Origin of the sequence: Actinophytocola sp. (assembly GCF_036402745.1) — a bacterium.
In the GTDB taxonomy this organism is placed as follows: domain Bacteria; phylum Actinomycetota; class Actinomycetes; order Mycobacteriales; family Pseudonocardiaceae; genus Actinophytocola.
In genome coordinates this window covers 1-19,735 of sequence record NZ_DASWSJ010000248.1, presented here as the reverse complement: position 1 = coordinate 19,735, position 19,735 = coordinate 1, and the positions used below count along the sequence as shown (strand labels likewise).

The 19,735-nt window shown below is 72.6% G+C and carries 17 protein-coding genes; 7 read left to right on the top strand and 10 right to left on the bottom strand.

Annotation, left to right across the window (positions count from 1 at the left end; all coding sequences use genetic code 11):
* Nucleotides 1–5: 5 nt before the first annotated feature.
* The 9 genes from VGD70_RS23520 to VGD70_RS23480 are packed head-to-tail and all read right to left on the bottom strand — an operon-like array spanning nt 6 to nt 11,865.
* The gene (locus VGD70_RS23520; protein ID WP_331084818.1) at nt 6–2,501 is read right to left on the bottom strand and encodes a DEAD/DEAH box helicase; all 2,496 of its coding nucleotides are present in this window, start codon (nt 2,499–2,501) and stop codon (nt 6–8) included.
* 50 nt (nt 2,502–2,551) lie between these two features.
* Complete coding sequence (locus tag VGD70_RS23515) at nt 2,552–2,872, bottom strand: hypothetical protein (RefSeq protein WP_331084816.1); 321 nt, start codon at nt 2,870–2,872, stop codon at nt 2,552–2,554.
* Between the two features lie 39 nt (nt 2,873–2,911).
* A complete protein-coding gene (locus VGD70_RS23510) occupies nt 2,912–3,634 on the bottom strand; it encodes an FHA domain-containing protein (protein WP_331084815.1) in 723 nt (240 codons plus the stop codon).
* Between the two features lie 12 nt (nt 3,635–3,646).
* On the bottom strand, nt 3,647–4,999 hold the full coding sequence (locus VGD70_RS23505; protein ID WP_331084813.1) for a VWA domain-containing protein: 1,353 nt from the start codon (nt 4,997–4,999) through the stop codon (nt 3,647–3,649).
* 1 nt (nt 5,000) lies between these two features.
* The gene (locus VGD70_RS23500; RefSeq protein WP_331084811.1) at nt 5,001–5,993 is read right to left on the bottom strand and encodes a protein phosphatase 2C domain-containing protein; all 993 of its coding nucleotides are present in this window, start codon (nt 5,991–5,993) and stop codon (nt 5,001–5,003) included.
* Nucleotides 5,993–8,281 carry a tetratricopeptide repeat protein gene (locus VGD70_RS23495; protein ID WP_331084809.1) on the bottom strand — a complete coding sequence of 763 codons (2,289 nt, stop codon included), beginning with the start codon at nt 8,279–8,281 and terminating at the stop codon, nt 5,993–5,995. The genes VGD70_RS23500 and VGD70_RS23495 overlap by 1 nt, the downstream gene beginning before the upstream one ends.
* Nucleotides 8,278–9,525, bottom strand: coding sequence for a hypothetical protein (locus VGD70_RS23490; protein WP_331084807.1), 1,248 nt, complete (start codon nt 9,523–9,525; stop codon nt 8,278–8,280). The genes VGD70_RS23495 and VGD70_RS23490 overlap by 4 nt, the downstream gene beginning before the upstream one ends.
* 22 nt (nt 9,526–9,547) lie before the next feature.
* Nucleotides 9,548–10,525, bottom strand: a complete 978-nt coding sequence (locus VGD70_RS23485; RefSeq protein ID WP_331084805.1) for a glutamate ABC transporter substrate-binding protein — start codon at nt 10,523–10,525, stop codon at nt 9,548–9,550.
* Nucleotides 10,522–11,865: a hypothetical protein gene (locus tag VGD70_RS23480; RefSeq protein ID WP_331084804.1), complete on the bottom strand. Its 1,344-nt coding sequence runs from the start codon at nt 11,863–11,865 to the stop codon at nt 10,522–10,524. Before VGD70_RS23480 ends, VGD70_RS23485 begins: the two co-directional genes overlap by 4 nt.
* Nucleotides 11,866–12,075: 210 nt before the next feature.
* On the opposite strand from VGD70_RS23480, the gene VGD70_RS23475 reads away from it, so the two are divergent.
* The 4 genes from VGD70_RS23475 to VGD70_RS23460 are packed head-to-tail and all read left to right on the top strand — an operon-like array spanning nt 12,076 to nt 15,191.
* Entirely contained in the window at nt 12,076–12,486 is a 411-nt protein-coding gene (locus VGD70_RS23475; protein WP_331084802.1) for a GntR family transcriptional regulator, read from the top strand.
* Nucleotides 12,483–13,373 carry an ABC transporter ATP-binding protein gene (locus VGD70_RS23470; RefSeq protein WP_331084800.1) on the top strand — a complete coding sequence of 297 codons (891 nt, stop codon included), beginning with the start codon at nt 12,483–12,485 and terminating at the stop codon, nt 13,371–13,373. The genes VGD70_RS23475 and VGD70_RS23470 overlap by 4 nt, the downstream gene beginning before the upstream one ends.
* On the top strand, nt 13,370–14,263 hold the full coding sequence (locus VGD70_RS23465; protein ID WP_331084798.1) for an ABC transporter permease: 894 nt from the start codon (nt 13,370–13,372) through the stop codon (nt 14,261–14,263). Before VGD70_RS23470 ends, VGD70_RS23465 begins: the two co-directional genes overlap by 4 nt.
* A gap of 25 nt (nt 14,264–14,288) precedes the next feature.
* Entirely contained in the window at nt 14,289–15,191 is a 903-nt protein-coding gene (locus VGD70_RS23460) for an ABC transporter permease (RefSeq protein WP_331084796.1), read from the top strand.
* Nucleotides 15,192–15,229: 38 nt separating this feature from the next.
* Here the strand turns inward: VGD70_RS23460 and VGD70_RS23455 are convergent, their stop codons facing one another.
* A complete protein-coding gene (locus VGD70_RS23455) occupies nt 15,230–16,072 on the bottom strand; it encodes a metallophosphoesterase (RefSeq protein ID WP_331084794.1) in 843 nt (280 codons plus the stop codon).
* 146 nt (nt 16,073–16,218) lie between these two features.
* Here VGD70_RS23455 and VGD70_RS23450 point away from each other — a divergent pair, with 146 nt between their 5' ends.
* The 3 genes from VGD70_RS23450 to VGD70_RS23440 all read left to right on the top strand — a co-directional run bounded on the left by VGD70_RS23450 (nt 16,219) and on the right by VGD70_RS23440 (nt 19,582).
* Nucleotides 16,219–17,232 carry a C40 family peptidase gene (locus VGD70_RS23450; protein WP_331084792.1) on the top strand — a complete coding sequence of 338 codons (1,014 nt, stop codon included), beginning with the start codon at nt 16,219–16,221 and terminating at the stop codon, nt 17,230–17,232.
* Nucleotides 17,233–17,297: 65 nt separating this feature from the next.
* On the top strand, nt 17,298–17,705 hold the full coding sequence (locus tag VGD70_RS23445; RefSeq protein ID WP_331084790.1) for a hypothetical protein: 408 nt from the start codon (nt 17,298–17,300) through the stop codon (nt 17,703–17,705).
* Nucleotides 17,706–17,815: 110 nt separating this feature from the next.
* Nucleotides 17,816–19,582: a BCCT family transporter gene (locus VGD70_RS23440; protein WP_414638034.1), complete on the top strand. Its 1,767-nt coding sequence runs from the start codon at nt 17,816–17,818 to the stop codon at nt 19,580–19,582.
* Nucleotides 19,583–19,735 lie beyond the last annotated feature (153 nt).

Below are 19,735 nucleotides of genomic sequence, written 5' to 3'. Positions count from 1 at the left end.
CCGGGTCAGAGTTGGCCGGCCGCTGTGATCACCACTGCCGCGGCGCCCAGCTCGTCCGACGCCGTCAGGTCTATGTCCGCGGTGAAGCCCCAGTCACCGTCCCCGGCCGGGTCGGCGAAGATTTGGCGCACCTGCCAGTGGTCCGGGTGCTGCTCGATCATGAGGAACTTCGGGCCGCGGGCGTCCGGGCCGGTGCCGATCTCGTCGTGGAGGTCGAAGTACGGGTCCAGCGCGTCCGCCCACGCGGCCGCGTTCCAGCCGGACTCGGCGTCCAGCGCGCCCAGCTCCTCGTAGTCGCGGCGGGCGGCCAGCTGGACCCGGTGGAACAGCGCGTTGCGCACCAGGACCCGGAACGCCCGGGTGTTCGCCGTCACCGCGGGGGTGCGGTCCTCCACCGGGGTGAGGTCGTCGGTCGGGTTGGTGAGCTTCTCCCACTCGTCCAGCAGGCTCGAGTCGACCTGGCGGACCAGCTCACCCAGCCACTCGATGAGGTCCGCCAGCTCCTCGGTCTTCGCCTCGGCAGGCACGGTCTGGCGGAGGGCCTTGTAGGCGTCGGCGAGATACCGCAGGACCATGCCCTCGCTGCGGGCCAGCTGGTAGAACCCGACGTACTCCACGAACGTCATGGCCCGCTCGAACATGTCGCGCGCCACCGACTTCGGCGACAGGTGGTAGTCCGCGACCCACGGATGCCCACGCCGGTAGGTCTCGTACGCCGCGTTCAGCAGCTCCGCCAGCGGCTTGGGATGCGACACGTCCTCCAGCAACGCCATCCGGTCGTCGTACTCGATGCCCTCTGCCTTCATCGCCTGGACGGCCTCGCCGCGGGCCTTGAACTGCTGGGCCGACAGGACCTGCCGCGGATCCTCCAAAGTGGACTCGATGACCGACAGCACGTCCAGCGGGTAGGACGGCTCGTCCCGGTTCAGCAGGTCGATCGTGGCCAGCGCGAGGGGCGACAGCGGCTGGTTCAGCGCGAAGTCCAGCTGCAGGTCCATCGTCAGCCGCACCGTGCGGCCCTGCTCGTCGGGCTCCGGAAGCTTCTCCACGACCCCCGCGGCGAGCAGCGCCCGGTAGATGGCGATGGCCCGGCGGATGAGCTTGCGCTGCGCCGGCCGCTCCTCGTGGTTGTCCTCCAGCAGCTTGCGCATCGCGGTGAAGGCGTCGCCCGGGCGGCCGATCACGTTCAGCAGCATCGCGTGGCTCACCTGGAAGCTGGACGTCAGCGGCTCCGGCTCGGCCTCGACCAAGCGCTGGAACGTCGGCTCGCCCCAGCCGATCGAGCCCTCGGGCGGCTTCCTGCGGACGACCTTGCGCCGCTTCTTCGGGTCGTCGCCGGCCTTGGCCAGCGCCTTCTCGTTCTCGATCACGTGCTCGGGCGCCTCGACGACGACGTTCCCCACCGTGTCGTAGCCCGCGCGGCCCGCGCGGCCGGCGATCTGGTGGAACTCGCGGGCCTTGAGCAGCCGCACCTTCTGACCGTCGTACTTGGACAGCGCGGTGAACACGACCGTCCTGATCGGAACGTTGATGCCCACGCCGAGCGTGTCGGTGCCGCAGACGACCTTCATCAGGCCGGCCTGGGCGAGCCGCTCGACCAGCCGGCGGTACTTGGGCAGCATGCCGGCGTGGTGCACGCCGATCCCGTGCCGGACCAGCCGGGACAGGGTCCTGCCGAACCCGGCGGTGAACCGGAAGTTGCCGATCAGCGCGGCGATCTTGTCCTTCTCCTCGCGCGTGCAGACGTTGATGCTCATCAGCGACTGCGCCCGCTCCAGTGCCGCCGCCTGGGTGAAGTGCACGACGTAGATCGGCGCCTGGTTGGTCGAGAGCAGCTCCTCGATCGTCTCGTGCAGCGGGGTGAGCCGGAAGGAGTAGAACAGCGGGACCGGCCGCTGCGCCGAGACGACCACCGCGGTGGGCCGGCCGGTGCGCCGGGTCAGGTCCTCCTCGAACCGGCCGACGTCCCCCAGCGTCGCCGACATCAGCAGGAACTGCGCCCGCGGCAGCTCCAGCAGCGGCACCTGCCACGCCCAGCCACGGTCGGGCTCGGCGTAGAAGTGGAACTCGTCCATGACGACCTGGCCGACGTTGGCGTCCGGGCCCTCGCGCAGCGCGATGTTGGCCAGGATCTCCGCCGTGCAGCAGATGATCGGCGCGCCCGGGTTGACGCTCGAGTCGCCGGTGATCATGCCGACGTTGACCGCGCCGAACACCTCGCACAGCGCGAAGAACTTCTCCGACACCAGCGCCTTGATCGGCGCCGTGTAGAAGGTGCGCAGCCCCTTCGCCAGCGCGACGAAGTGCGCGCCGGTCGCGACCATGCTCTTGCCGGACCCGGTGGGCGTCGACAGGATCACGTTCGACCCGGAGACGATCTCGATCATCGCCTCCTGCTGCGCCGGGTACAGCGACAGGCCCTGCCCCTGCGCCCAGGTGTCGAACGCGTCGAACAGGGAGTCCGGGTCGGGGGTGGCCGGGAGCGCCTCGATGAGTGTCATGGTGACACCGATCGTGCCTGATCGGCCGAGCGGAGGCGCGACCCGGTCGGCTACCGGCGCCGGCCGAACAGGCCACGCCCGCGCGGTGGCGGCGGTGGTCCGCCGGCCGGCTTCCCCAGGTGGTCGTCCAGGCCGGTGGCGCAGGTGCGGCACAGCACCCAGTCCGTCCGGTCCCGGCGCACCTGGCCGACCCACTCGCCGAACCAGTGGTCGTCGCCCAGGTCGAGGCCGAGCCGACCGGCCACGGCCCGGTACCCCTCGATGACCGCGCGCGGCCGGTAGCCGCTGTCGACCGCGGCGCGGAGCTGCTTGGCGGTGTACCGCTTGGCGTCCGGGCCGGGCGGGTCGTCGCAGATGTCACAGGCGGGCATGGCCCAAGCCTACGGACGCGACGCCGGGAGCACTCCCGGTCACGGGCTCCGGCGTAGCGTGATCATGGTCCACGCGCCGAGGTAGACCCGGTCGCCGTCGGTCAGCGGGCGCGGCGTGTTGGGGCGCAACGGGCTCGGCTCCTCGTTGACCGACAGGCCGTTGGCCGAGTCGAGGTCCACGACGGCCCACGTGCCGTCGCCCTGGGCCACGAGCAGTGCGTGCAGGTGGGACACGCCAGGGTCCTCCGGCGGGCCGGTGAGGTCGATGTCCGGGCTGACGCCGCGGCTGCGGCTCTGCCGGCCGATGCTGATCTGCTTGCCCTGCAAGGGGAAGTGCCGGTCCGGGCAGAACGGCGGGAACGTGATCCCGCTGGCGTCCGGGCCCTCGGCGGCCATCACGGTGTCGTAGTAGGCCCGGTCCGCGCTGACCGTCGCGGTCCACGCGGTGCCGTCCGGCAGCCGGTCCGTCGGCACCGCCGGGGCGGGCTCGGGGCCGCCGGCCGGGGCCGGCGCCGGGGTCGGGGGAGCGGTCAGGGAGTCGTGGCCGCATGCCTCGCAGAACCGGCCGGCCAGCGGCGCCCCGCACGCCTGGCAGGTGGCCCCCGCCGGCGGCACGTCCGGCTCGCCGGCCGCCGCGGGCGCACCGGCCGACGCACCGGAAGCCGGGACGGCGGGGGCGGGGGCGGCGCCGTCCATCTCCCGGCCGCAGACGTCGCAGAACTCGTCGTCGGCGGAGTCGTGACCGGCCGGACAGGTGGGCATGGGCGGCGCCTCTCAGCTCTCGGCGTCGGAGGAGTCGGCGGCGTCGGCCGAGTCGGCGGACTTCTTGCGCACCCGCATCGTCTTGCTGGACCGGGTGTCCAGGGTCATCTCGTCCACCGCGGCGACCTTGCGCTTGAGCCGCACGGTGCCGGTCTTGGCGTCCTCGATGTCGACGACCTTGGCCAGCAGCTTCGCGGTGTCCGAGTGGCCGGTCTCGGTGGCGAGCTTGACCGCGCGGCCCAGCTTGGCGGTGGCGGTCTCGACGTCGCCGGCCTTGCGTGCCTCCAGGCCCTCCTGGATGACGTCGGCGAGCTCGGCCTGCCCGGTGTAGTGCGCGACCTCCCGGTTGATCCGGGTGGACAGCGCCGTGTCGTCGGTCCACACGGCGAGGATGTTGCCCTTGCCGACCACGGTGTCCGAGCCGTCGGCGGCGGGCAGCACCAGGCTCACCCGGCCGGCCAGCATCTTCTCGCCGGTGGCGGCGGCCGGCACCTGCACGCACACGTGGTAGTCCCGCGTCTCCGAGCCCCACGAGCCGGTCGGGTAGTCGCCGCTGCGCGGGGGCACCTCGGTGCGCCGCGCGGTGAGGTCGGCCAGCGTCGGCTCGACCTGCTTGACGTACTTGATCGACGCGCCCTGCGGGGTCCACAGCCGCAGCGACACGTCGGCGACCGCCTTGTCCATCGCCTGCGCGGCCATCGCCCGGAAGTCGGCCTCGAGGTCCTCCGGCTCGGCGACGATGTCGACGGTGCCGAGCAGCGCGTCGGCGATCGTGCGCAGCTCCTTGACCTCCCAGTCGGTGCCCACGCCGCGGCAGTCGCAGACGAACTTGCCGGTGACCGCGTCGATGGTGCGGGTGAGCTGGCGCGGCGTCTCGTGCATGTTCTGCCCGTCGGTGAGCAGGATCGCGTGCCGCATCGAGCTGGTCCGGGTGGCGAACACGCTGTCGGCGAGCTGCAGCCACTTGCCGATCGCCGTGCCGCCGTTGGCCTGCAGCTTCGTGACCGCCTGCTTGGCCTCGGCCCTGGTCTGCGCGTTCGCCTCGACCATGTCGTGCCGGTACGGGTAGACGAGCCGCGCCTCGTCGGTGCCGGCGATCACCGCGAAGAGGACGCCGTCGCGCAGCGTGTCGATGGCGGCCGCGGTGGCCTGCTTGGCCGAGGACAGCTTGGTGCGCGGCACGTGCATCGAGCCGGAGCAGTCGACGATGATCACCTCGGCCGACGACCCGGCCGGCGCGGCGGTGGTCGGGCTGGCCGCGCCGCCGGTCGTGGTGACCGTGATGATCGCGTTGACCTCGGTGGCGCCGACCGACAGGTACTCGTTCTGGTAGACCTCCACCGCGAACTCCGGTGCTCCGGTCATCTCACGCTCCTGACGGTGTCGGGTTCGGGGGGAACGGCACGAGCACGGTGGTGATGTTGTCGTGGCCACCCAGCGCGAGCGCGACGCGGGTCAGCTCGCTCGCCGCCGGCAGCAGGTCCACCTCGGTCGGCGGCGCGGGCAGCGCGTCGACCAGCGCCTGCGGCTCCGGCAGGTAGTTCCACAGCCCGTCGCTGCACAGCAGCACCAGCCCGGGGCCGTCCGGGGTGAACGTGAGCGTCCGCGGCTCGATGTCGCCCGCGTCCGCGCCGATCCACTTGGACAGCGCGTGCGCCTGGTGCACCGACATCGCCTCCTCCTCGCTCATGCCCTCGGCGACGAGCTCGGTGGCGACCGTGTCGTCGATGGTGAGGGGACGCGAGCCGGCCGCGGCGAGCCAGTAGATGCGGCTGTCGCCGACCCAGCCGACGGTGACCTCGGTGGGCGTGACGACGGCGGAGACGAACGTGCACGACGGCGCGGTGCCCGGCACGCTCGGGTCGGCGAGCGCGGTGACCACGTCGATCGCCCTGGCCACCGCGGCCCGGGTGGCGCCGTCGGCGTCCTTGCCCTCGAGGACCGCGTCCAGCAGGACGGTGGTGGCCTCGTCGACGGCGGCCTGCGAGGCGTTGTCCGCGCGGTCGGAGGTGGCCACCCCGTCGCACACCACCGCGACGACGGTCGGCGACTCGCCGGCGACCACGCCGAACGCCATCGAGTCCTCGTTGCGGGCGCGGCGGGCGCCCTTGTCGCTGACCCCCGCGACGAGCCCGAGGTCGTGCTCCATCCGGTCCCGGCCGGTCGGCTGGGCGCGCCCGCAGTCCTCGCAGAACCCCTCCGCGCCGACGTTGGCGCCGCCGCAGCCCACGCACGGGCCGCCGCCGGTCTTGCCGAGCGGCCCGCCCACCGGGGTGCGGGCGACCAGCAGGCTCGTGCCGCAGCCCTCGCAGAACCGGTCGTTGGCGCCGACGGTCTCGCCGCAGTTGGGGCAGGTCATCACACCCACGTCCTGGGCCGGATCCGGTTGGCCGTGTCCACCAAAGCGATGCGCTCCCTCGTGTTGTCCGCGTGCCGGGCCAGCGTGCGGTAGCACCTCTCGAGGCCGATGCGCAGATCATCCTCGGTCAGCGCGCAGCCGAGGACGGTGCCCGACCCCCGGCCGTCGTTGCCGGCCAGGAGCCACCGGTACGCGGCGTCCAGCACCTCGCTGGACGCGTGCGCCCGGCGCTCCGCGTCGATCTCCAGGTCCGCCAGCTGCGCGCCGGCGGCCACCAGATCTTCCTCGGTCAGGTCGCCCGCGGCACCCACCCGGATGCGGGCGCGGATCGCGGCGAGCTGGGCGGCGACGTAGTGGTTGGACGTCTCCGGCACAGAGCTGAGCACGTCCACCGCCTCGAGCCGCTCGCCGAGCGCGAGCAGCGCCCTGGCCAGCCCGAACGCGGCGCTGACGTAGGCGCGGTCGGTGCGCCACACCGTGCGGTAGAACTTGTCGGCCGCGAGGTGGTCGCCGGTGACCTCGGCGCACACAGCGATCGCGAGCTTGGGCGCGGCCTCGCCCGGCACCGCCGCGTACACCCGGTCGAACCTCTGCCGGGCCCCGGCCGCGTCGCCCTCGGCGAGCGCGGCCAGGCCCCGGTGCCAGTCGATGAGCCACAGGCGGTCGAGGTCCACGGCGTCCCGGGCCAGCTCGTCGAGCCGGCGCCGGGCGGTGGCCAGGTCCCCGAGCTCGATGTGCGCCCGCGCGGCCCGCAGCCGGACCTCCACAGTGGACTGCGGGGCGTGGTCGAGCTCCTCGATCAGCGAGGCGGGGTCGGTCGAGGTGATGGTCGCGAGGAACGCGGCGGCCGGGTCGGTGCCGTCCACCCGGGGCACCGGCAGCATCCCGACGATGGCCTTGAGGTCCAGCGGGGTGCCGGGTTCGGTCCGGATGCCGAACGACCGGCGCTCCGGGGTGAACTCGGTCGACGGACCGGGCCGCGGCACGCCGTCCTCGGCCGCCAGCACCTCCCGCAGCACGCCGGTGAGCTGGTCCTTCATCTCCTCGGCGGAGGTGAACCGGGCGCTCGGCTCGTGCGCGGTGGCCCGGCGCAGCAGCCGGTCGTAGGACTCGAACTCGGCGAGGATCGGCTCCTCGGCGGGGGAGGGCAGCGTGGTCTGGTGCTGGCGCTGGAAGTCGAACGGGAAGGTCATCACCGCGAGCGTGCGGCCGATCGTGTAGAGGTCCGAGGACATCGACGGGCCGGCGCTCGCGATCTCCGGCGCCTGGTAGCCGATCGTGCCGTAGACCGCGCTGTCCTCGTCGTCGACGTGCCGCACCGCGCCGAGGTCGATGAGCTTGAGCTGCTCCTCGGTCTGGATCACGTTGTCCGGCTTGAAGTCGCAGAACAGCAGGTTGAGCGTGTGCAGGTAGCCGATCGGCGGCAGCATCTCCAGCACGTAGGCGATGGCCCGGGGCAGCGGCAGGCACGCGTTGGCGCCCTCGGTCTGCCGGATCTGCTTGAGCATGTCCTTGACGGACTCGCCGCCGACGTACTCCATCACGATGTAGCCGACCATCGAGTTGGTCCCGACGTCGTGGTGCTGCACGAAGTTGTGGATCTTGACGATGTTGGGATGCTCGACCTCGGCGAGGAAGCGCCGCTCGGCCACCGCCGCGGCCATCGCGTCCGCGTCGCCGGTGTCGAGCAGGCCCTTGAGCACCACCCAGCGGTCGGCGACGGCGCGGTCGAGCGCGAGGTAGATCCAGCCCAGGCCACCGTGGGCGAGGCAGCCGAGCACCTCGTACTGGTCGTGCAGGATCTCGCCGGCGGAGAGCTTGGGGGTGAAGGAGTAGCGGTGGCCGCACTTGGTGCAGAAGCCCTCCGGCCGGCCAGGGGTGCCGTCCCGGCCGCGGCCGACCTTGGTGCCGCAGTTGCTGCAGAACCGCTTGTCCTCCGGCACCTTCGGGTCGGTGAGCACCGCGGACTTCGGATCCCGGTAGGCCACCCGGGGCACCTCGACCAGGCCGGCGCCGAGCAGGCCGCGGGTCGACGAGCGGGCGGAGCCGCGCCGCGAGCTGGTGGTCACGGCGCCCGACGAGGTGGTCCACGAGACGCTGCCGGTGCGTGCGCTGCCCGTCCGGACGCTGCCGGTGCGCACGCTGCCCGTGCGGGCGCTCGGCGTGGCGCCGTCGCCGTTCGGGGACGGCGCGACCGCGGTGCCGGCGGGGGCCTCGAGGCCGCACGTGTCGCAGAACCCGTCCTCGTCGATGCTGCCGGTACAGCCCGGCCGGGGGCATGCGGTCATTCGGACCCCTCCTGGGAAGCCGGGTGCGGCGGGCGCTCCCGGTCCTGCAAAGCCTGCTGGTAGCGGTTGAGCGCGCGGGTGGCGGCGGGCAGGTCGCAGGGCGCGGTGAACAGCAGCCCGCGCGCCTGCTCGTGCAGCTTCTCCAGCGCCAGGTCCTCGCCGTAGCCGAGTCGGGCCGCCTTCACCCGGTAGGCCTCGAGCCGGCCGCGCAGCTCCGCGCGCCGGTCGAGCAGCCCGCCGACCGCACGCAGCGACCGCCGGGCCGCGTCGAGCGTGTCGGCGGCGACCCGGTCCAGCGCGTCGGCCTCGGCGGCGAGGCCGGCCCAGTCGCCGGCGTCGCGCTTGCCGAGCAGCGCCTGGACGCGGGGGCGCAGCCGCGCCGACCCGTCGGCGGCCGGCTCGGGCAGGCCCGGGTTGAGGATCTTGTCCTGCACGGCGGTGTAGGTCTGGCGGGCGGTGGCCTCGGCGGCCTCGATGTCGGACAGCGTCCGGTCGAGCGCGGCGAGCCTGCCGTCGAACGAGTCGCGGACCGCCACGAGCTCGGCCAGCCGGGTGCGCAGCGCGCCGAGCCGGGTGGCGATGCCGGGCAGCGGGTCCTTGCTGGCCGCGGTGAGCACGTCGGTGAGCACCAGCTCGCGGGCCGCGTCGAGGTCGGCGTCGAGCCGGCTGACCTCGGCGGCCACCCCCCTGTCGGCCGCGGCGACCGACTCCGCCCGCACGGACACCGCGCGCAGGTCCTGGGCCAGCGGGTCGAGCCGGCCGATCGCCGCCGACCACGCGGCCTCCGCGGTGGCCAGCACGTCGGTGACCATCGTGAACGCCGAGTTCATCCGGCCGAGCAGGTCGTCGAGGGTGATCCGCTGGGTGACCTCGGCCGCGCCGGTGAGCCCGCGCCGCTCGATGGGGACCTGCTGGGAGTCCAGCTCCACCACCGGATCGGTGAGCAACGCGGTGAGCTCGGCCAGCTCGTCGTCGCCCGGCCGGGCGCGGCGGGCCCGGACCTCGCGGGCGCGGTCGACGAGCCCGCGGTAGGTGGCGAACTGCTCCCACAGGGTGGCCATCGCCGCGCTCGCCTCGGCCCAGCGGCGCGCGGTGTCGCCGGCGAGCGAGGCGCCGCGCAGCAGCTGGTGGCCGGCATGGCCGTCCATCTCGACCAGCGACGCGGCGATCCGGTCGCTGTCGGCGCCGAGCCGGTCGAGGGCGCGGTCGACCTCCTCTCGGCTCAGCAACCCTTGCATCCGCACGTCTCCGGTATACACATGCCGCTCAGTCCCGGTACTTCGCCGCCGGCGGGGCGGGGGCCGGGCCGAGGAGGTCGGCGAGCCAGCGGTTGTAGTTGGCCTTCCAGCTGCCGTCGGTGCGCATCCGCTCGATCACCGCGTTGACGAACCGCACGAAGTCCGTCTGCCCCTTGGGCATCGCCATCCCGTACGGCTCGCTGTAGAACGGCTTGCCGACCATCTCGGTGAACGGGTCCTGCGCGGCGAGGCCGGCCAGGATCGTGTCGTCGGTGGACACCGCGTCGACCTGGTTCTGCTGCAGCATCACCAGGCAGTCGGTCCAGTCGTTGACCTGGACCGGCACGGGCTTGCTCGGCGCGCCGGCGATGTTGCGCAGCGACGTCGACCCGTCGGTGGCGCACACCCGCTTGCCGCCGAGCGAGCCGATGCCGGTGAACCCCGACGCCTTCTTCACCAGCACCCGCTGGCCGGCCTCGTAGTACACCGAGGAGAAGGCGACGTCCTTGAGCCGTTCGCAGTTGATCGACATGGTCCGGATGACGATGTCGACGTCGCCCGCCTTGAGCGCCGGGATGCGCTGGCTGGAGGTGAGGATGCGCAGCTGCACCGCGCTGGGGGTGCCGAAGATCGCCTGCGCGATCGCCTTGGCCATGTCGATGTCGAAGCCCGAGACGCTGCCGGTGAACGGGTCCCGGTAGCCGAACCGGAAGGTGTTCTGGTCGACGCCGACGACCAGCTTGCCCTTGGCCTTGATCTTGGCCATCGTCGAGCCGGGCGGCAGCGCGTTCGGCGCGGGCAGGGCACCCTGCGGGCGCAGGCTCGCGGTGGGGTCGCCGCAGTCCGCGGCGGGGGGCGCCGCCGGGGGCTCGGTGAGCTCGGTGGCGCCGGCCGGCAGCGGCACCTTCGCGCTCACCTCGGTGGGCGGGACGGCCGCGCTGGTGCCGCAGCCCGCCACCAGCAGCAGCGCGCCGGCCAGGACGGCCGTGATGCTCCGACGGTTCATCGGTACTCCTTGAGCCGCTGCCAGATGCCCGCCACCGCGCCGGCGGCCATCACCACGGCCAGCAGGATGATCCCGATGACCGTGCCGGTGACCGCGTTGCCGGCCTGGGACACCTCGTCGTTGAAGCGCTGGGTGGTGCGCGCGATCGCCTGGCTCAGCTCCTTGTCGACCTGGTCGAACCGCGCAGTGGCGCCGTTGTCCTGCGGGCCGATGGCGAGCTGCACCGCCTGGGTGTAGGTGCCGCCGTCGTCGGCCGCGCGGATCTGCCTGTGCACGTCGGCCCACTGCCCCCACGCCTGCTGGGCGGCGTCGACGTGGCCGCGGGTCGCCTCGTCGATCGCGGCCGCCGACGCGGCGCCGAGCAGGCCGCCCGAGCCGTCCTTGCCGCCGAGCCGCTCGGCGACCTTGACGTAGTCCTCCTCGAACTTCGCGCCGCTGCCGCGGGCGACCAGGGTGAGCGTCTCGTCGGACCGGGCGGTGAGCGTGGCGATGCGGGCCTGGGCGAGCTGTTCGACCTTCACCGAGCCGGAGTCGCGGCTCTGGCCGACGTTGGTCATCACGCCGACCGTGGCGACGATCGTCCAGAGCAGCGAGACCAGCGCCGCGGCGGTGGCCACGACGAGGCCGACGTTGAACACCCGGTTGGTGCTCCGGCGCAGGAACACCTGGCCCATGATCAGCGCCGCGAGCGCGATGACGCCGAGCAGGATCTCGAGGAACGGGAAGCCGCCCGCCGCGTCCTGGTCGGCGGCCACCTGCGCGGTCTCGGCGCGGTAGAGCTCCTCGGCGGCCGGCAGCAGCTGCGTGCGCATCAGGTTCGACGCCTCGCGCTGGTAGGCCGCGCCGACCGGCAGGCCCTGCTGGTTGTTGGCCCGCGCGGTCTCGACCAGTCCGGTGTAGACGGACAGCTGCGAGGACAGGGTGGCGAGCGGGCTGCCCGCGGCGGTGACGTCGGCCGGCTCCCGCGCGGCGACGGCGATCGCGAGCGCGTTCTCGGCCTGCGCGATGTCGGTCTGGTACCGGGCGCGCTGGTCGGCGGGCTCCTCGCCGCCGGCCAGGAACGCGCTCGTCGCGGTGGCGTCGGCGTCGGACAGCGAGCGGTAGATCTCCTGCGCGGCCACGCTCAGCGGCCCGCTGCGGGTGGTGAGGTCGTCGAGCGCGGTGACCCGGGCCTGCACGCTGATCGCGGAGAACACGCCGACCAGCACGCTGACCGCGACGAGTACGACGGTGAGCAGGGTCAGCAGCCCCGGCGTGGTGCGGGCGAGCTCGTTCAGCTCGGTGAGCCTGCCCGGGCGCTGCGGCGGGTCCGCCGGCGGCGCGAGGACGGGGGCGCTCACGCTCGACCCGCCCGTGGATGAGTGGCGATCAACACTGCGCACCTTTCCGAACGGCCACGACCGGGCCGCACCTTCCCCCCGACGGTGATCGTCAGCCTAGTCCGCGCGGGAACGGCCCCGAGTGGCTTTGGCCGGAAAGCATCCGCCCGCTTGACAACGGTTCGGGCACCATTCACTATTTCACTACTTCATTAGTGAAAGGGTGTTGGAGTGATCGACTTCAGGCTTGATCGGGGCTCCGGCGTCGCGACGTACCTCCAGCTCGTGCACCAGGTCAAACAGGCGCTGCGGCTGGGGGTGCTGCGGCCGGGGGACCGGCTGCCGACCGCGAAGGAGGTCGTGGACCAGTTGGCAATCAACCCGAACACCGTGCTGAAGGCGTACCGGGAGCTCGAGCGCGAGGGGCTGGTGGCCGGCCGGCCCGGGCTCGGCACGTTCGTGCAGCGCTCGCTCGGCGGCGCGTCGGTGACCGAGCACGCCCGGCTCCGCGACACGCTCGCGGCCTGGGTACGGGACGCCCGCTCGGCAGGGCTGGACCCGGAGGACGTGGAGGCGTTGTTCGCCTCGGTGGTGCTGGACTCGTTTCGGTTGATGGATCGTTCAGGGGAGGACACGGCATGACGGTGTTGACCGCCACCGGCCTGGGGAAGAGGTACCGGCGCAGCTGGGCGCTGCGGGACTGCACGCTGGCGGTACCCGCCGGCCGGGTGGTCGCGCTCGTGGGCCCGAACGGCGCCGGCAAGACGACGCTGCTGCACCTGGCGGTCGGGCTGCTGACGCCCACCGCGGGGACCGTCGAGGTGCTCGGCGCGACGGTCGACCGGGACCGCCGGACGCTGGCCCGGATCGCGTTCCTGGCTCAGGGCAAGCCCTTGTACGACGGGTTCTCGGTGGCCGAGATGCTGACGTTCGGCCGGCGCATGAACCCGGGCTGGGACCAGGAGCTGGCCGTCACGCGGCTCGGCGAGCTCGGCATTCCGTTGGACCGCAAGGTGGGCAAGCTCTCCGGCGGCCAGCAGGCGCAGGTCGCGCTCACCGTGGCGCTGGCCAAGCGGCCGGAGCTGCTGCTGCTCGACGAGCCGCTCGCCAACCTGGACCCGTTGGCACGCCACGAGGTCATGCGCGGGCTGATGGCCGCGGTGGCCGAGACCGGGATGACCGTGGTGCTGTCCTCGCACGTGGTGTCGGACCTGGAGAACACCTGCGACTGGCTCGTCGTGCTCAACGGCGGGCGGGTGCAGGTGAGCGGCGACATCGAGGAGCTGCTGACCGCGCACCGGCTGCTCACCGGCCCGGCCGAGCTCGCCGACGGGGTCGCGGGCCGGCTGACCACAGTGGACGACAAGCGCACCGACCGGCAGGCCACCCTGCTGGTGCGGGCCGACGCGCCGGCGCTCGACCCGCGGTGGACCGCCCGCCCGGTCGGGCTGGAGGAGCTGGTGCTCGCGTACCTGCGCAGGCCCGATGCCGCCACGCTGCCGCGGCCGATGCTGGCGAGCACGCGATGACCTGGCTGGTCTGGCGCCAGCACCGGGCGCAGGCGTTCGCCACCGCCGCACTGCTGGTCCTGCTCGGCGGGCTGCTGCTGGCCTACCAGGACGGCGCGGACCATCTCCGCTCGGTGCTCACGCTCGTGCCGTGGCTCGCGGCGGTGCCCGCGCTCGTCGGGATCTTCTGGGGCGTGCCGGTGCTGGCGCTGGAGTACGAGCGCGGCACGAACGTGCTGGCGTGGACCCAGTCGGTGTCGCGGCGGCGGTGGCTGCTGGTCAAGCTCGCGGGACTGGGGGTGCTGGTGAGCCTCGCCGGCCTGGCGTTCGGCCTCGCGTTCGGCGCGTGGTCGGCGGGGTTCACCGGCGAGCGGGCCGCGGACCGGTTCGCCAACCTGCCCGTGTTCGCGGTGACCGGGGTGGCGCCGGCGGGGTGGTGGCTCTTCGCGTTCGCGCTGGGGGTGGCCGCCGGGGCGGTGCTGCGCAGGCTGCTGCCCGCGATGGCGGTGACCCTCGTGGTGTTCTTCGCGGTGTTCGCGGCCGTCACGTCGGGGGACGTCCGGGAGCACTACGCCACGCCGGTGCGGATCGAGCCCGCCACGATGGTCGCCCATGGCGACGAATGGTCGGTCAACACGGAGGTCGGCGTCGACTGGAACGTTCCGGCCGGGGCGCTGATCGTCGACTCCGGGTGGACCGACGCCGCCGGCCACCGGCTCGACACGACGTCGATGTGGGCGTGCGCGTCGGATCCTGGCGGCTACTTCGACTGTATGAACGCGCGCGGGTACCAGTGGTTCGCCGACTACCAGCCGGCCGACCGGTACTGGTCGTTCCAGTGGCTGGAGGCCGGCGTGCTGTTCCTCGTGTCGCTCGCACTGGCCGCGGTGGCCGTCCGCCGCGTGCCCTGACTGGTTCTTTCTCTTGGGAGATCACATGTTCTGGCTGACCGTCCGGCAGCACCGGATGCAGCTCGTCCTCACCGCCGGGGCGCTGGCCGCGCTCGGCGTGGCGTTGCTCGTGCAGGGCCTCGGCACCGTCGACCTCAAGGCCGGGTTGTCCGGCGCCGAGCTCGACGCGGTGCTGGGCCCGCGGTACCAGCTGGTCTACCAGGTGGTCACGTGGCTGCCGGCGGCGCCGTTGCTGATCGGCGTTTTCTGGGGTGCGCCGCTGCTGGCGCGGGAGTACGAGCGCGGCACGCTGGTGCTGGCGTGGACGCAGTCGGTGACCCGGCGCCGGTGGGTGGCGGCGAAGCTCGCCTGGCTCGCCACCGGGGTGACCCTGTGCGGGCTGGGCCTCGGCGCGATGGTCAACGCGTGGACCGCCACGTTCGCCGGCACGCACTACGCCAGCCGGTTCGGCGACCTGGGGGTGTTCACGACCTCCGGGGTTGTCGCGGGGGCCTGGTGGTTGTTCGGGTTCGCGCTGGGGGTGGCCGGTGGGGCGGTGTTCCGCCGGCTGCTTCCGGCGATGGCGGTGACGTTGGCCGTGTTCTTCCTGGCGCTGTTCGGGGTGTTGGCGCTGCGCGAGCATTACGCGACGCCGGAGCGGATCGTGGAGCCGGCAGAGCTGCCGGCCGATGACGTGCTCATCGCCGGAAGCGCCTGGCTCACCCCTGCCGGGGTCGAGGTCGCCAACGGCTCGATGGCCGAGTGTGGGGGCGTGCCGCAGACGTCCTACCTGGACTGCTTGCGGGAGAAGGGGTACCGGCTCATCACCTACGTGCACCCGGCGGACCGGTACTGGCGGTTCCAGTGGACCGAGTCCGGCATCCTGCTCGCCGGGACGGTGCTGCTGGCCGGGGTTTCCTACCAGCGGGTCGCTCGGCGGTCCGTCTAGGACGCGCTGCGCCTGGTTCGCATCGCGGTCCTTGCCGGCTACGTGACCGTGCGGGTCGGGTCCGGCGGCAGGATGCGGCGGGGGAGTCCGTGCGGGCGCTTGCGGGGCTGCCACTCGCGTGGGTAGCCCAACGAGACCTCGTCGAAGCGGATGCCGTCGTAGACCGTGGTGCGCGGGATGTGCAGGTGCCCGTAGACCATGGCGGCGGCGTTGAAGCGGGTGTGCCAGTCGGCGGTCGCCTCGGTGCCGCACCACTGGGCGAACTCCGGGTAGCGCAGCACCCGCGTGGGCTCGCGGACCAGCGGGTAGTGGTTCACCAGCACGGTCGGCGTCGTGATCTCGGCGAGCCGGGCCTCGGTCGTGGCGACCCTGGCCCGGCTCCAGGCGTCCCGGGTCGGGTACGGGTCGGGGTGCAGGAGGTACTCGTCGGTGCACACGACGCCGGTCTGGTGCGCGTACGCGAGGCCCTCGGCCTTGGTGGCGCACCCGTCCGGCCGGAAGGTGTAGTCGTAGAGCAGGAACAGTGGCGCGATCGTCACCGGCTCGGCGCCGCCGGTCCACACCGGGTACGGGTCCTCCGGCGTCACGACGTCGAGCCGCCGGGCCATCTCGACCAGCGCCTCGTACCGGGCCACCCCGCGCAGCGTCACCGGGTCGTCGGGCGGGGTCCACAGCTCGTGGTTGCCCGGCACCCAGATAACCTTGGCGAACTTCTCCCGCAGCGTCCCGAGCGCCCACTCGACGCTCGCGAACCGCTCGGCCACGTCGCCCGCAACGAGCAGCCAGTCCCCGGGCGACTCCGCGCGCAGGCCGCTGACCACGTCGCGGTTCTCCGGGTAGGAGACGTGCAGGTCGCTGACGGCGTAGAGGCTGCTGGTCACCCGCAAGACCCTAACGGTCACGTTATCCGCATTGTCCTACTGTCCGTTGGTGCAGATGTTGTTGCCCCGTTGTCCCGAACCACGCCCCGGGCCCGACCTTTGCTGAACAATGGTCGTGACCGCTCTGGTGGGGGGAAGGAGTCGTGGTGCGCGGAGTGCTGGCCTCGCTCGGCGGTGTCGTGGTGTTGACCGCGACGCTGCTGGTGGCGCCGACGCAGGTGGCGGCCCAGCCGACCACCGTCGCCGGCCTGCTCGCGCACTACCAGGACCTCAGCCGGGAGGCCGAGCGCGTCAACGAGGAGCTCCTGATCGTCCAGGAGAACCTCACCACGCAGCAGCAGGCGTCCGCGAAGGCCACCAGGGCGGCCGAGGCCGCCAAGGCCGTCGCCGACGCGGCCCGCGAGAAGGTCAACGCCGCGCGGAACCTGGACCAGGTCGCCGAGGCGCTGTCCTCGCGCGGCGACCTCGACGCGCTGTCCGCGTTCGCCAGCAGCACCAGCCCCGACGACCTGCTCGGCAAGCTCGAGGCGGTCAGTCTCGCCCAGCACCTCACCGGCGGGCCCCAGCAGGGCGACACCGCGCTCGCGGAGGCCGAGGCCGCCGAAGCACGCGCCGCCGCCGCGTCGGCCGCCGCCACGGCCGCCGAGACCAAGGTGGCCGACGGCGCCGCCGAGGTGCAGAAGCGGCGCACCGGCCTCAACCGGCAGATCACCGAGGTGCAGGCCGCGCTCGACCACCTCACGCCGGACCAGCGCTCGCTGCTCGCGGGCGTCGAGGACTACGGCAGCGACGTCGTCATCCCCAACGGCAACATCGGCGGGATGCTCCAGTTCGCGCTCGGCCAGCTGGGCAAGCCGTACCTGTGGGGCGCGATCGGGCCCGACTCCTACGACTGCTCGGGCCTGGTGCAGACCGCGTTCCGGGCCGCCGGGGTGGCGCTGCCGCGGGTGTCGCGCCAGCAGGCGACGGTGGGCCAGGCGGTGTCCCGGGCCGACGTGCGGGCCGGCGACCTGATCTTCTACTACCAGCCCGTGCACCACGTCGCGATCGCCGTGGACAACGTCCGGGCGGTGCACGCGCCCAGCTTCGGCGAGACGGTGAAGATCGGCGGCATCGACGCCATCGGCCCGATCACGGTGATCCGCCGCGTCGTCGGCTGACACATCGGCCCAGCGCAGCTGCGCCGGAACTGGTTCTCGTCACCCTGGGCATTCCACTGTGGATCGTGCGGCGGACCGACGCGCCGGGCTGGACGGTGGCGGCGCCGCTGGTGACCGATGTGGACACCGCGGCCCGGCAGGTCCGCGCGGCCGGCGCGGTGCTGCTGGTGGCCTGCGTGGTGTTCGCGCTGTCCGCGGCGGGGTCGCTCGCGGAGCTGATGCAGGCCAGCGGTTCCTGGCAGCTCGGTTTCGACCTCGCCCCGGCGGGTAAGCACGGCCAGTACCAGGGGTTCTTCGGCTCCGGGTGCACCGTGGCGCGGATGCTCGGCCCGCTGCTCGTCACCACGCTGATCATCAGCTGGGGCACGGCCGGGTGGCTGCTGCTCGGCGGGCTCTTCCTACTGGCGGGCCTCGCTACGGTGCCGGCGGTGCGTGCCGCGCGGACCCGGACGCCCCAGAACTCGGTTGGGTAACGGAAACACCGCTGCATCACATTGCGCAACACCCCGGCTCCGCTGAGTTGACCAACGGTTTAGGCTGCCGCACACCATGTCCGGATGCCTGAAAGTCGGAGGGAGGCGCCGTGGCTGACGCGAAAGCGCCGGAGGAGACCGGGCCGGGTCACGAGGAAGTCGTTGGGGTGTCAGGGGAATCGGTGACCGCCGCGGCCGACCGGCCGCCGGTCACCGATCGTGTCGTGTTCGGAGTGTCGGCCGCGCTCACCGTGGTCTTCCTGCTGTGGGGCGTACTCGGCACCGACTCGCTGATCGACGTCGCCGGCAGCGTGCTGAACAAGGGCATCATTCCCTACGGCGGCTGGGCTTTCGTGCTCGTCGCAAGTGGATTCGTCATCTTCGCCATCGGCCTGGCGATCAGCCGGTACGGCCGGATCCCGCTCGGCGCGGACAAGGAGAAGCCTGAGTTCCGCACGGTCTCCTGGATCGCGATGATGTTCAGCGCGGGCATGGGCATCGGCCTGATGTTCTTCGGCGTGGCCGAGCCGGTCACCCACCTGATGACCCCGCCGCCGGGCACCGCGCTGCCGGCGTCGGACGAGGCCGTCCACACCGCGATGGCGACGACGCTGTTCCACTGGACCGTCCACCCGTGGGCGATCTACGCGGTCGTGGGCCTCGCGATCGCCTACAGCACGTTCCGCCGCGGCCGCCGGCAGCTGTTCAGCTCGGTGTTCGCGCCGCTGCTCGGCGAGCGCCGGACCGAGGGCCCGCTCGGCAAGGCCATCGACATCATGGCGATCTTCGCCACGCTGTTCGGCTCGGCCGCGTCGCTGGGCCTGGGCGCGCTGCAGGTCGGCGAGGGCATGCGGTACGTCGGCTGGGTCGGCGAGCCGGGCGCGCTGCTGCTGGTGATCATCATCGCGATCCTCACGATCGCGTTCGTCGCGTCGGCGGTGTCCGGGGTGGCCAAGGGCATCCAGTGGCTGTCGAACATCAACATGGTGCTCGCGGCGATCCTGGCCTTCTTCGTGCTGGTCGTCGGCCCGACCGTGCTGATCCTCAACCTGGTCCCCGGCGCGATCGGCGACTACGTCCGCGAGTTCGCGGAGATGTCCGGCCGCACCGGCGCGACCGGCGGCGAGGCGATGCAGACCTGGCTCGGCGGCTGGACGATCTTCTACTGGGCGTGGTGGATCTCCTGGACGCCGTTCGTCGGCATGTTCATCGCGCGGATCAGCCGCGGCCGGTCGATCCGGCAGTTCGTGGCCGGGGTGATCCTGGTGCCGAGCGTCGTGAGCCTGTTCTGGTTCGCGATCTTCGGCGGCGCGGCGATCCAGCAGCAGCGCGAGGCGCTCGCGGCGCAGCACCTGACGCCGCAGCAGCTCGCCGAGCACAACGCGAACGGCACGCTCGCCGACGTCTACAACCCGTCGACCTGGGTGTACAACCCCGACGGCAACTCCCAGGCGATGACCTTCGCGTTCCTGGAGCACCTGCCGCTGTCCACGGTGGCCGCGGTGCTGGTGATCATCCTCGTGTCGATCTTCTTCGTGTCCGGCGCGGACGCGGCGTCGATCGTGATGGGCACGCTGTCCCAGGGCGGCTCGGTGCACCCGAAGCGCAACGTGGTGATCTTCTGGGGCGTGCTGATGGGTGGCGTGGCCATCGTGATGCTGCTGGCGGGCGGTGGTGGCGGGGACGCGTTGAGCGGCCTGCAGAACCTCACGATCATCGTGGCGGCGCCGTTCGCCCTGGTGATGATCGGGCTCTGCTGGTCGCTGTGGCGGGACCTGCGCACGGACCCGATGGTGCTCAGGGAGAACGAGGTGCTCGCCACGCTGCACGAGAGCGTGGACGCCGGCGAGCCGCCGCGGCGGCACCGCCGGCACTGACGGGCCCCTCAGCGGCCGATCAGGTCGCCGGCGCGCCGGCTGGCGGCCAGGGTGTCCGGGTCGCCGGTGCGCGCGTAGGACTCGGTGGCCGTGTCGGTGAACTTGATGACGTGCTCGTCCCCGTGGGCGACGGCGCGGTCGACCATCTCGGTG

Excerpts from the sequence above, each read along its gene's own strand:
- VGD70_RS23520 (WP_331084818.1), bottom strand. The coding sequence starts at position 2,501 with ATGACACTCATCGAGGCGCTCCCGGCCACCCCCGACCCGGACTCCCTG.
- VGD70_RS23515 (WP_331084816.1), bottom strand. The coding sequence starts at position 2,872 with ATGCCCGCCTGTGACATCTGCGACGACCCGCCCGGCCCGGACGCCAAG.
- VGD70_RS23510 (WP_331084815.1), bottom strand. The coding sequence starts at position 3,634 with ATGCCCACCTGTCCGGCCGGTCACGACTCCGCCGACGACGAGTTCTGC.
- VGD70_RS23505 (WP_331084813.1), bottom strand. The coding sequence starts at position 4,999 with ATGACCGGAGCACCGGAGTTCGCGGTGGAGGTCTACCAGAACGAGTAC.
- VGD70_RS23500 (WP_331084811.1), bottom strand. The coding sequence starts at position 5,993 with ATGACCTGCCCCAACTGCGGCGAGACCGTCGGCGCCAACGACCGGTTC.
- VGD70_RS23495 (WP_331084809.1), bottom strand. The coding sequence starts at position 8,281 with ATGACCGCATGCCCCCGGCCGGGCTGTACCGGCAGCATCGACGAGGAC.
- VGD70_RS23485 (WP_331084805.1), bottom strand. The coding sequence starts at position 10,525 with ATGAACCGTCGGAGCATCACGGCCGTCCTGGCCGGCGCGCTGCTGCTG.
- VGD70_RS23470 (WP_331084800.1), top strand. The coding sequence starts at position 12,483 with ATGACGGTGTTGACCGCCACCGGCCTGGGGAAGAGGTACCGGCGCAGC.
- VGD70_RS23465 (WP_331084798.1), top strand. The coding sequence starts at position 13,370 with ATGACCTGGCTGGTCTGGCGCCAGCACCGGGCGCAGGCGTTCGCCACC.
- VGD70_RS23460 (WP_331084796.1), top strand. The coding sequence starts at position 14,289 with ATGTTCTGGCTGACCGTCCGGCAGCACCGGATGCAGCTCGTCCTCACC.